General features: G+C 65.6%; 8 protein-coding genes. All 8 read left to right on the forward strand.

What is annotated here, in order from left to right; translation table 11 throughout:
- Window positions 1-34: 34 nt before the first annotated feature.
- The 8 genes from UIB01_RS03690 (at window position 35) to UIB01_RS03725 (ending at window position 12,352) form a co-directional block, all read left to right on the forward strand.
- On the forward strand, window positions 35-3,505 hold the full coding sequence (locus UIB01_RS03690) for an indolepyruvate ferredoxin oxidoreductase family protein (RefSeq protein WP_038656981.1): 3,471 nt from the start codon (window positions 35-37) through the stop codon (window positions 3,503-3,505).
- A 274-nt stretch (window positions 3,506-3,779) separates the two neighbouring features.
- Window positions 3,780-4,874, forward strand: coding sequence for a Glu/Leu/Phe/Val dehydrogenase dimerization domain-containing protein (locus tag UIB01_RS03695; protein ID WP_038656983.1), 1,095 nt, complete (start codon window positions 3,780-3,782; stop codon window positions 4,872-4,874).
- A 128-nt stretch (window positions 4,875-5,002) separates the two neighbouring features.
- Window positions 5,003-6,412, forward strand: a complete 1,410-nt coding sequence (locus tag UIB01_RS03700; RefSeq protein WP_038656985.1) for a sodium-dependent transporter — start codon at window positions 5,003-5,005, stop codon at window positions 6,410-6,412.
- 390 nt (window positions 6,413-6,802) lie between these two features.
- A complete protein-coding gene (gene hppD / locus UIB01_RS03705) occupies window positions 6,803-7,888 on the forward strand; it encodes a 4-hydroxyphenylpyruvate dioxygenase (RefSeq protein WP_038656987.1) in 1,086 nt (361 codons plus the stop codon).
- Window positions 7,889-8,038: 150 nt separating this feature from the next.
- Window positions 8,039-9,178: a homogentisate 1,2-dioxygenase gene (locus UIB01_RS03710; protein ID WP_038656989.1), complete on the forward strand. Its 1,140-nt coding sequence runs from the start codon at window positions 8,039-8,041 to the stop codon at window positions 9,176-9,178.
- Window positions 9,178-10,161 (forward strand): fumarylacetoacetate hydrolase family protein, encoded by a 984-nt coding sequence (locus UIB01_RS03715; protein WP_038656991.1) that lies wholly within the window; start codon window positions 9,178-9,180, stop codon window positions 10,159-10,161. The genes UIB01_RS03710 and UIB01_RS03715 overlap by 1 nt, the downstream gene beginning before the upstream one ends.
- Window positions 10,151-10,810 (forward strand): maleylacetoacetate isomerase, encoded by a 660-nt coding sequence (gene maiA, locus UIB01_RS03720; RefSeq protein WP_038656994.1) that lies wholly within the window; start codon window positions 10,151-10,153, stop codon window positions 10,808-10,810. Before UIB01_RS03715 ends, maiA begins: the two co-directional genes overlap by 11 nt.
- A gap of 81 nt (window positions 10,811-10,891) precedes the next feature.
- Window positions 10,892-12,352 (forward strand): sodium-dependent transporter, encoded by a 1,461-nt coding sequence (locus UIB01_RS03725; RefSeq protein WP_015278220.1) that lies wholly within the window; start codon window positions 10,892-10,894, stop codon window positions 12,350-12,352.
- Window positions 12,353-12,360 lie beyond the last annotated feature (8 nt).

Below are 12,360 nucleotides of genomic sequence, written 5' to 3' on the forward strand. Positions count from 1 at the left end.
CCTGACTCCGATAACAACAAATTAGGAGCGCCCCATGTCTCTGGCCGAGATCCGTCTGGACGACAAGTACCGGCTTGCAACCGGTCATCTGTACCTCACCGGCACCCAGGCGCTGACCCGCTTGCCGATGCTGCAGCATCAGCGTGATCAGGCCCGTGGTTTGAATACCGGCGGCTTCATCTCCGGCTATCGCGGCTCGCCATTGGGCGGGCTGGACAAGAGCCTCTGGGAAGCCCGCGACTACCTCAAGCAACACGCCATCCACTTCCAGCCGGGCGTCAACGAAGAGTTGGCCGCCACCGCGGTGTGGGGCAGCCAGCAAACCAACCTGTTCCCCGGCGCCAGGTACGACGGCGTGTTCGCCATGTGGTACGGCAAGGGGCCGGGCGTCGACCGTGCCGGCGACGTGTTCAAACACGGCAATGCGGCAGGCGTTGCACCCAACGGCGGCGTGCTGCTGCTGGCGGGTGACGACCATGGCTGCAAGTCCTCGACGCTGCCGCACCAGAGCGAGCATGCCTTTATCGCCGCTTCGATTCCGGTGCTGAATCCGGCCAACGTTCAGGAAATCCTCGACTACGGCATCATCGGCTGGGAGCTGTCGCGCTACTCAGGCTGCTGGGTGGCGCTGAAGACCATTGCCGAGAACGTCGATTCCTCCGCCGTGGTGGAAGTCGATCCGCTGCGTATGCAGACGCGTATCCCGGACGACTTCGAACTGCCCGAGGACGGCGTGCACATTCGCTGGCCGGACCCGCCGTTGGCTCAGGAAAAACGCCTCAACCTGTACAAGATCTACGCCGCCCGCGCCTTCGCCCGGGCCAACAACCTGAACCGGGTGATGCTCGATTCGCCGAATCCGCGGCTTGGCATCATCACCACCGGCAAATCCTATCTCGACGTGCGTCAGGCGCTGGATGACCTTGGCCTCGACGAAGCGCTGTGCGCCTCGGTCGGCCTGCGCGTGCTCAAGGTCGGCATGAGCTGGCCGCTGGAGCCGGTCTCGGTGCACGAGTTCGCCCAAGGGCTGGACGAGATTCTGGTGGTCGAGGAGAAGCGCAGCATCATCGAGGACCAGCTCACCGGGCAGCTCTACAACTGGCCAGTCAGCAAGCGCCCGCGGGTGGTCGGCGAGTTCGACGAACAGGGCAATTCGCTGCTGCCGAACCTCTCCGAGCTGACCCCGGCGATGATCGCCCGGGTGATCGCCAAGCGCCTCGCGCCGATCTACACCAGCGAAAGCATCCTCACCCGCCTGGCCTTCCTCGATGCCAAGGAAAAGGCCCTGGCCGCGCGCAGCTACACCACCGTGCGCACTCCGCACTACTGCTCCGGTTGCCCGCACAACAGCTCGACCAAGGTGCCCGAGGGCAGCCGCGCCTCGGCCGGCATCGGCTGTCACTACATGGTGCAGTGGATGGACCGGCGCACCGAGACCTTTACCCAGATGGGCGGCGAGGGTGTCAACTGGATCGGCCAGGCGCCGTTCACCGACACCCCGCACATGTTCCAGAACCTCGGTGACGGCACCTACTTCCACTCCGGCAGCCTGGCGGTGCGCGCCGCCGTCGCGGCCGGTGTGAACGTTACCTACAAGATTCTCTACAACGATGCCGTGGCCATGACTGGCGGCCAGCCCATCGACGGCGAGCTGCGCGTCGATCAGCTCAGCCGGCAGATCTTCCACGAGGGCGTCAAGCGCATCGCCCTGGTCAGCGACGAGCCGGACAAGTACCCATCCCGCGATACCTTCGCGCCGATCACCAGCTTCCACCACCGCCGTGAACTGGATGCCGTGCAGCGTGAGCTGCGTGAGTTCAAGGGCGTCTCGGTGATCATCTATGACCAGACCTGCGCCACCGAGAAGCGTCGCCGGCGCAAGCGCGGCAAGATGGAAGACCCGGCCAAGCGCGCCTTTATCAACCCGGCGGTGTGCGAGGGGTGCGGCGACTGCGGTGAGAAGTCCAACTGCCTGGCGGTGCTGCCGCTGGAAACCGAACTGGGCCGCAAGCGCGAGATCGACCAGAACGCCTGCAACAAGGATTTCTCCTGCGTCGAGGGCTTCTGCCCGAGTTTCGTCACCGTGCATGGCGGCGGGTTGCGCAAGCCCGAAGCCGTAGCCGGCGGTATCGAGGCGGCGACATTGCCCGAGCCGCAGCACCCAACGCTGGATCGTCCGTGGAATGTGCTGATTCCTGGCGTCGGTGGCAGCGGTGTGACCACCCTTGGCGCGCTGCTCGGCATGGCCGCGCATCTGGAAGGCAAGGGCTGCACGGTGCTCGACCAGGCCGGTCTGGCGCAGAAATTCGGCCCGGTGACCACCCACGTGCGCATCGCCGCCAAGCAGAGCGACATCTACGCCGTGCGCATTGCCGCCGGTGAAGCCGACCTGCTGCTCGGATGCGACCTGATCGTCGCCGCTGGCGATGAATCGCTGACCCGCCTCAACGAGCAGATCAGCAATGCCGTGGTGAACAGCCACGAGTCCGCCACTGCCGAGTTCACCCGCAACCCCGATGCCCAGGTGCCCGGTGGCGCCATGCGCCAGGCGATCAGCGATGCGGTCGGTGCCGACAAGACCCACTTCGTCGACGCCACCCGCCTCGCCACGCGGCTGTTGGGCGACAGCATCGCCACCAACCTGTTCCTGCTCGGCTTCGCCTATCAGCAGGGGCTGCTGCCGATCAGCGCCGAGGCCATCGAGAAGGCCATCGAGCTCAATGGCGTTGCCGCCAAGTTGAATCTGCAGGCGTTCCGCTGGGGCCGTCGCGCCGTAGTCGAGCGGGACGCAGTGGAACAACTGGCGCGCCCGGTCGAGGCGGTCGAGCCAATCTGCAAGACGCTGGAAGAGATCGTCGAGTGGCGCGTGGACTTCCTCACCCACTACCAGAGTGCCGGGCTGGCGCGCCGCTACCGCCAGCTGGTCGAGCGCGTGCGCGATGCCGATAGCGCCGATGATCTGGCGCTGTCCAAGGCCGTCGCGCGCTACTACTTCAAGCTGCTGGCCTACAAGGATGAGTACGAGGTGGCGCGCCTCTACAGCGAGCCGGAATTCCGCCAGCAGCTCGAGGCGCAGTTCGAGGGCGACTACCGGCTGCAGTTCCACCTCGCCCCGGCCTGGCTGGCCAAGCGTGACCCCGTCACCGGTGAACCGCGCAAGCGCGAGCTGGGGCCGTGGGTGCTGAACCTGTTTGGCGTGCTGGCCAAGTTCCGCTTCCTGCGCGGTACGCCGCTCGACCCGTTCGGCTATGGCCACGACCGCCGCGTCGAGCGCCAGTTGATCAGCGAGTACGAGAAGACCGTGGACGAGCTGCTGGCCCAGCTCAAGCCGACCAACTACCGCACCGCCGTGGCCATCGCCGCGCTGCCGGAACAGATCCGCGGCTACGGCCCGGTGAAGGAGCGCTCCATCGCCAAGGCCCGCCAGCAGGAGAAGTTGCTGCGCGAGCAGTTGGCCAAGGGCGACGAGGTGCAGAGCGTGCGGCTGTTCCAGCCTGCGGCGTGATGAGACGTCCGCTGGTGGATTGGCCTCGGGCAGCCCTGCGGCCTGCAATCGCCGCGGGGGCGCGCCTCCCACAGGCTTCGGTATGTGCCGGCCACTTTTGTGAGAGGCCCTCGCTCTCAGTCGTTGAGAGGTCGCGCCTCCCACAGGGCTCGGTGTGCACCGGCCGCTTTTGTGGGAGGCCCGCCCTCGGGGCGATGCTTTTCAGCCAGAACCGTTTTCAGAGGGGCCCGACAGCAAGGCCCTGAATCCAATAACAATGAACGAGGTAACCCAAATGTCCGTCTTCGCTCACCCCGACTTCGATCGCCACGAGCAGGTGGTCTTCTGCCATGACCAAGCGTCGGGTCTGAAAGCCATCATCGCCATCCACGACACGCGCCTCGGGCCGGCGCTGGGTGGCTGCCGGATGTTCCCCTATGCCAGTGACGACGACGCCCTGCGCGATGTGCTGCGGCTGTCGCGCGGGATGACGCTGAAATCCTCGCTGGCCGGGCTCAAGCTCGGCGGCGGCAAGGCGGTGATCATCGGCGACCCGCATACCGGCAAGAGCCAGGCGCTGCTGCACGCCATGGGCGACTTCGTCGACAGCCTCGGCGGGCGCTACATCACCGCGGCCGACTCCGGCACCGGCGATGCCGAAATGCAGGCCTTTGCCCAGCGCACCCGCCATGTGGTCGGCGCCACGCCGCGCACCCTGCTCGACGGCAGCGTCGCCAGCGGCGACCCGTCGCCGTCTACCGCCTACGGCGTTTTCGTCGGCCTCAAGGAAGCGGTGCGCCAGCGCCTCGGTCGCGACGAGCTGACCGGGCTGAAGGTGGCGATCCAGGGCGTCGGCCATGTCGGCCTGGGTCTGGCGCGACACCTGAAGGCGGCCGGTGCCGAACTGTGGGTGGCGGATATCTTCGACGCCAACGTCAAGCAGGCGATGGAGGAAGTGGGCGCGAACGTGGTGCGCCCGCAGGACATCTACGGGCTCGATGTAGATGTCTTCGCGCCCTGCGCCATGGGCGGCATCCTCAACGAGCAGACCCTGGAAGTGCTGCGCGCCCCGGTGATCGCCGGCGCGGCGAACAACCAGCTGGCAACCGCCGAGATCGGCATCGAACTGCAGCGGCGCAACCAGCTCTACGCGCCGGACTACGCGATCAACGCCGGCGGCATCATCGACGTCTACTACCAGCGCACCGGCGGCAGCGCCGCGCAGATCGACGCCCATGTGAAAGCCATCGGCGACACGCTGGGCGAGATCTTCACCCGCTCCGCTGCCAGCGGTGAACCGACTTCGGTGATCGCCGATCGCCTGGCGTTGGAGCGGCTGCACGCCGGTGGCGTGCCGCAAACCGAAGCGTTCAAGCGCCAGGCTTCATGAGTGATCCCGGCCGGGCGCCTGAGTGCGCCGGCCTTCGCTGAGCGGGGCGGCGGGCTCTGAATGCCAGCGCTGCGCCCGCTCCGTTCGTTCGCACCATCCCTGACAAAAACAACAAGCAGGAATCCGCAATGACCGATAAAACCAGCCTCGCGGCCGGCACCTTCGCCGGCGCGCGCGCACGCATCCAAGACAACGCCAGCCGCGGCCTGTGGTCCTCGCGCTGGGTGTTCTTCCTCGCCGCCACCGGCTCGGCGGTGGGCCTGGGCAATATCTGGAAATTCCCCTACGTGACCGGGCAGAACGGCGGCGGCGCCTTCGTTCTGGTCTACCTCGCCTGCATCCTCTTGATCGGCATTCCGCTGCTGATGACCGAGGTGATGATCGGCCGTCGCGGTCGGGCGAACCCTGATGGCGCCGTCGCTCGGCTGGCTCGCGAGGCCGGAGCCAGTTCGCGCTGGCGCGTGGTCGGCTGGCTCGGCGGGCTGACCGGCTTTCTCATCCTGAGTTTCTATCTGGTGGTGGCTGGCTGGGCGCTGGCCTATGTGCCGGCGACCTTCAGCGGCGGCTTCGCCGGGGTCAGCGGCGAGGCCAGCGGCGAGCTGTTCGGCGCGCTGCTGGCGGACCCGCTGCGCCTGGTGGTCTGCGCCACGCTGGTGCTGGCGGCGACCATGCTGATCGTCGGCTTCGGCGTGCGCGGCGGGCTGGAGCGATCGCTGCGCTTTCTGATGCCAGGGCTGTTCGTGCTGATGCTGGTGCTGGTCGTTTACGCCGCCATCGAAGGCGAATTCGCCCAGGCGCTGCAGTTTCTCTTCGTGCCGGATTTCTCCGCGCTGACCGCGCAGAGCGTGCTGATCGCCCTCGGTCATGCCTTCTTCACCCTGAGCCTGGGCTGCGGCGCGATGATGGTCTACGGCTCCTACCTGCCGGAAGGCACCTCGATCGCCAAGACTTCGATTCTGGTGGCGCTGGCCGATACCGCGGTGGCGCTGCTGGCCGGCCTGGCGATCTTCCCGCTGGTATTCGGCAACGGTCTGGAGCCGGGTGCCGGGCCGGGGCTGATCTTTGTCACGTTGCCGATAGCTTTCGGCCAGATGCCGCTGGGGCAAATCGTCGGAGGGCTGTTCTTCGTGATGCTGGTGATCGCCGCGCTGACGTCGGCCATCTCGCTCTCCGAGCCGAGCATCGCCTGGCTCACCGAACGCTTCCGTATCAGCCGGACCAAGGCCGTGCTGGGCAGTGGTCTGGTGCTCTGGCTGCTGAGCCTGGGCAGCGTGTTCTCCTTCAATCACTGGGCGGACTACCAGCTGTTCGGCAAGACGTTCTTCGACACCCTCGATTACCTCACCACCAACTGGCTGATGCCGTTGGGCGGGCTGGGCACCGTGCTGTTCACCGGCTGGGTGCTGCAGCGTCAGGTGGTCAGCGAGGCCATCGGCATTCGCAACGCCGGGCTGTTCCAGGCCTGGTGGAACCTGCTGCGCTACGGCACGCCGGTGGCCATCGTGCTGGTGTTTCTCAACCTGCTCGGCTTGATCTAGCGGGTCGCCTGGTGGGCTGAAGCCCACCCTACAAGAATGCTGCGGGCTTCTCAGGAAGCCGTTTCGGTGGGCTCAGGTCCATCCCATAGGCAGGCCAACGCAAGCCTTCATGGGGTGGGCTTCAGCCCACCTTTTTATGCGCCAGGTTAAGCGGGAGATGACATGTGCGGCAGGTTGTCGCTCCGCTCTGTCAGCTTTTCGTTACGCCTGGCAAGCCGCCGGGCCAGGCTTTCCAGCGAAACAGGCGCTGTAAGGAAAACCTGACAGCAGGGATGGCGCCGGATGCTTGCCGTACCCGTAAACAGCGTTGTTCGGCGCTCGGCCCTGGGGTGTGATGGGGCCAGCCAAGCCGTGCAGCGGCAGTCCTCACAACAATAATCAGGAGGCGATATGAACGCCGTGAACAAGGTCGAACAGCACAATCCCATCGGTACCGACGGCTTCGAGTTCGTCGAATTCACCGCGCCGAATGCCGAGGGCATCGAACAGCTGCGCACGCTGTTCACCCAGATGGGCTTTACCGAAACCGCCAAGCACCGCTCCAAGGAGGTCTGGCTGTTCCAGCAGCACGATATCAACATCGTGCTCAACGGCAGCCCCACCGGGCATGTGCGCGCCTTCGGCGAAAAGCACGGCCCGAGCGCCTGCGCCATGGCCTTCCGGGTGAAGAATGCCGCCCAGGCCGCCGCCTACGTCGAATCCCAGGGCGCCAAGCTGGTCGGCAGCCACGCCAACTTCGGCGAGCTGAACATCCCCTGTGTCGAAGGCATCGGCGGCTCGCTGCTGTATCTCGTCGATCGCTACGGCGACAAGAGCATCTACGACGTCGACTTCGAGTACATCGAAGGGCGCACGCCGAACGACAACGCCGTCGGCCTGATGTGCATCGACCACCTGACCCACAACGTCATGCGCGGGCAGATGGATGTCTGGTCCGGCTTCTACGAGCGCATCGCCAACTTCCGCGAAATTCGCTACTTCGACATCGAGGGCAAGCTGACCGGCCTGTTTTCCCGTGCCATGACCGCGCCGTGCGGCAAGATCCGCATCCCGATCAATGAGTCGGCCGACGACAAGTCGCAGATCGAGGAATTCATCCGCGAGTACCACGGCGAGGGCATCCAGCACATCGCGCTGTCCACCGACGATATCTACGAGACCGTGCGCCGCCTGCGTGCCAACGGCGTGGACTTCATGACCACCCCGGACACCTACTACGAGAAGGTCGACACCCGCGTCGCCGGCCACGGCGAGCCGCTCGACCAGCTGCGCGAGCTGAGCCTGCTGATTGACGGCGCGCCGGGCGATGACGGCATCCTTCTGCAGATTTTCACCAACACGGTGATCGGCCCGATCTTCTTCGAGATCATCCAGCGCAAGGGCAACCAGGGCTTCGGCGAAGGCAACTTCAAGGCGCTGTTCGAATCCATCGAGGAAGACCAGGTGCGCCGCGGCGTGATCAAGGCGGACGAGTAAGTTCGGAGCGTAGGGTGGAAGACTGCGAAGCATCTTCCACGCGTCTGTGTCGGGCCGACCAACGCGTGGATGTGCTTCGCGACATCCACCCTACGCATCGGCACCCACTGCCCCGCCATTGAGATCACGCGGTATCACGAGGAGAGGCACATGAGCCGCAAATGGATCAGTTTCCCCATCCGCGAGGGTGAGACTTCGCGTCAGGCGCACTGCGATTTTCCGCAGGGCACCTACGAGCGCGAAATGGGCCGCGAAGGCTTCTTCGGCCCGGCTTCGCACCTGCATCACAAGCATCCGCCGACCGGCTGGATCGACTGGGAAGGCCCGCTGCGTCCGCACGCCTTCAACTTCAATCAGATCCCCAGCGAAGGCGACTGCCCGCTGCAGGCGCCGCTGGCGCTGCACAACGCTGACGTCAAGCTGCGCCTGTGGAAGACCAACGGCGCCATGCGTCATCTGGTGCGCAATGGTGACGGTGACGAACTGCTGTTCATCCACGAAGGCGCCGGGCATTTCTACTGCGACTTCGGTCACCTGGAATTCCGCGACGGCGACTACCTGATGATCCCGCGCGGCACCGCCTGGCGCATTGAGGCGACGCAGCCGGTGTTCATGCTGTTGATCGAGAACACCGACGGCGCCTACCAGCTGCCGGACAAGGGACTGGTGGGCCCGCATGCCATCTTCGACGCCGCGGTGCTCGACCATCCGCGCCTGGATGATGCCTTTCGCGCGCAGCAGGACGAGAACCCCTGGCAGATCCGCATCAAGCGGCGCGACCAGATCACCACCGTGACCTACCCGTACAACCCGCTGGACGTGGTCGGCTGGCACGGCGACAACACCGTGGTACGGCTCAACTGGCGCGACATCCGCCCGCTGATGAGCCATCGCTACCACCTGCCGCCGTCAGCGCACACCACCTTCGTCGCCAACGGTTTCGTGGTCTGCACCTTCACCCCGCGGCCGGTGGAATCCGATCCGGGTGCGCTGAAGGTGCCGTTCTTCCACAACAACGATGACTACGACGAAGTGCTGTTCTACCACCGCGGCAACTTCTTTAGTCGCGACAACATCGAGCAGGGCATGGTGACCTTCCACCCTTGCGGCTTCCCCCACGGGCCGCATCCGAAGGCGCTGAAGAAGGCGCACGACGACCCGGCGACATTTGCCGACGAGGTGGCGGTGATGATCGACACCCGCCGCGCGCTGGAAGTCGGCGAGGCCGCCGCAGCCGTCGATGTTCCCGAATACGTCAACTCCTGGCGTGCGCCGGGCAAGGAATCCTGATGAAACTCGCAACCCTCAACCAGGGCCGCGACGGCGTGCTCGTCGTCGTCTCCCGTGATCTCGCCCAGGCGGTGAAAGTGCCGCAGATCGCCGCCACGCTGCAGGCCGCGCTGGATGACTGGAACTATTGCAAGCCGAAGCTGGAGGCGGTCTACCAGCGTCTCAACGACGGGCTGGAGGAGGGCGCTTTCGCCTTCGACCAGGCCGCCTGCCACAGCCCGCTGCCGCGCGCCTATCACTGGGCCGACGGCAGTGCCTACGTCAACCACGTCGAGCTGGTGCGCAAGGCGCGTGGTGCGGAGATGCCGGAATCCTTCTGGCACGACCCGCTGATGTACCAAGGCGGCGCCGATGCTTTTATCCCGCCGCACAGCCCGATCAGCCTGGCCGACGAGGCCTGGGGCATCGACCTGGAAGGCGAGCTGGCGGTGATCACCGACGACGTGCCCATGGGTGCGACGCCGGCCGAGGCGGCGTCGCACATCCAGCTGCTGATGCTGGTCAACGACGTGTCGCTGCGCAACCTGATCCCCGGCGAGCTGGCCAAGGGCTTCGGCTTCTACCAGAGCAAGCCGTCGTCGAGCTTCTCGCCGGTGGCGGTGACGCCGGACGAGTTAGGCGAAACCTGGCGCGACGGCAAGGTGCATCGGCCGCTGGTCTCGCACATCAACGGCGAGCTGTTCGGCCAGCCGGATGCCGGCACCGACATGACCTTCAACTTCCCGACCCTGGTCGCCCACGCCGCGCGCACCCGTCCGCTGGGCGCCGGCACCATCATCGGTTCGGGTACGGTGTCGAACTACGACCGCAGCGCCGGCTCGTCCTGCCTGGCCGAGAAGCGCATGCTCGAGGTCATCGAGTATGGCGAGGCGAAGACGCCGTTCCTCAAGTTCGGCGACCGGGTGCGCATCGAGATGTTCGACGCCGCCGGGCAGAGCATCTTCGGCGCCATCGATCAGCAGGTCGAGCGCTATGAGCACTGAGCTGACGCTCTACGGCTACTGGCGCTCCAGCGCTGCGTACCGGGTGCGCATCGCGCTGAACCTCAAGGGGTTGGTCTACCGCCAGGTGCCGGTGCATCTGGTCAAGGATGGCGGCCAGCAGCGTGCGGCCGATTACCGCGCCCTCAACCCGCAGCAGCTGGTGCCGCTGCTGGTGGACGAAGGCAATGGCGGCGCGCGCATCAGCCAGTCGCTGGCGATCCTGGAGTACCTCGACGAGGTGTTTCCAGTACCGGCGCTGCTGCCGGCCGATCCGGTCGAGCGCGCCCAGGTGCGCTCGCTGGCCATGCACATCGCCTGCGAGATCCATCCGCTGAACAACCTGCGCGTGCTGCAGTACCTCAGCGCCGAACTGGGCGTCGATGACGAGGCGAAGAATGCCTGGTATCGGCATTGGGTCAGCCAGGGGCTGGCGGCGGTGGAGCAGGGCCTGGAAACCTTTGGTGACAAGCTTTCCCTGAACGATCGGCCAGGTTATCTGGAGGCATGCCTGGTGCCGCAGGTATACAATGCGCGCCGTTTTGCCTGTGACCTCGCGGCGTATCCACGCATTCTCGAGATCGTTGCCCGCTGCGAGACGCTTCCGGCCTTCCAGCAGGCCGCGCCGGAGGTGCAGCCCGACGCTCAATGAACGACTGAATCCGCCTTGCACGCCGTCGCGCCCTGCGCGACGGTCCCGATCCCGTCACAGATAACAACAAACAGGTGACGTATGACTCGTGAAAAACCGAAGAACCTCTGGCTGTCGCGCTGGGGCTTCATCCTCGCGGCAACCGGCTCCGCCGTGGGCCTGGGCAACATCTGGAAATTCCCCTACATCACCGGCGAGTTCGGCGGTGGTGCCTTCGTATTGATGTACCTGCTGTGCATCCTCGCCATCGGCGTACCGGTAATGATGTGCGAGATCGCCATCGGTCGCCGCGGCCGTGGCAGCCCGATCGACGCCATCGGCCGGGTGGTCCGCGAGAACAACGGCAACCCGCTGTGGAAGGCGGTTGGCGGCATGGCCATGACGGCCGGCTTCCTGATCCTCTGCTTCTATGTCGTGGTCGCCGGCTGGGCCTTCGCCTACACGGTGAAGATGCTCGACGGCTCCCTGGCCGCGACCAGTGTCGAGGCATTGGGCGGCGTATTCGAGGCGCACAACTCCAACCCCTGGCAGCTCGGCGGCTGGAGCCTGTTGGTGGCACTGCTGACCCTGTGGATCGTCGCCAAGGGCGTGCAGAAGGGCATCGAAAACGCGGTGCGCTGGATGATGCCGGGCCTGGCCGTGCTGCTGCTGATCCTGGTGGGCTACGCGGTGACCAGTGGCGGCTTCGATCAGGGCTTCGCCTTCCTGTTCAGCTTCGACACCTCGAAGATCACCGGCGAGGCGCTGCTGGCCGCGCTCGGTCACGCCTTCTTTACCCTCAGTCTGGCGTCCGGGGCGATCCTTACCTACGGCTCGTATATTCCGGATGACCAATCCATCGCCCGCACCACCTTCATGGTCGCCATCGCCGACACGTGCGTGGCGCTGCTGGCGGGCCTGGCGATCTTCCCGATCATCTTCGCCAATGGCATGGACCCGACCGCCGGCCCCGGCCTGATCTTCATGAGCCTGCCGCTGGCCTTCCAGCAGATGCCGTTCGGCACTGCGTTCGGCGTGCTGTTCTTCGCCATGGTATCGATTGCAGCGCTGACCTCGGCGATCTCGATGATCGAAGCCACCGTTGCCTATCTCAATGAGAAGCACGGCATCTCGCGCCTGAAGGCGGCGATGGGCTCGGGTGCGGTACTGCTGGTGATCAGCATGCTGGCGATGCTCTCGTTCAACCTCATGTCCGGCTGGACGCCGATGGGCAAGAACTTCTTCGACTGGCTGGATTACCTGACCTCGCGCTGGATGATGCCGCTGGGCGGGATCTTCACTGTGCTGCTGGCCGGTTACGCACTGCGCAGCGAGATCATGCGCGACGAGCTCAATCTGCCGCCGCTGGGCTACGCGCTATGGCTGTTCATGGTCCGCTACGTCTGCCCGGTGCTGATCCTGATGGTGTTCCTGCACGCCCTCGGCTGGCTGGGCTTCGACCCGCTGCAGCGCTGGTACTGGATCGCCGGCGCGATCGGTGCACTCACCCTGGTCGGCGAGCTGCTGCGCCCGCGAGTGATGCCGGCGCTGGCCGGGCGCTGAGGCCACTG

Origin of the sequence: Stutzerimonas decontaminans, assembly GCF_000661915.1 — a bacterium.
Classification (GTDB): Bacteria; Pseudomonadota; Gammaproteobacteria; order Pseudomonadales; family Pseudomonadaceae; genus Stutzerimonas; species Stutzerimonas decontaminans.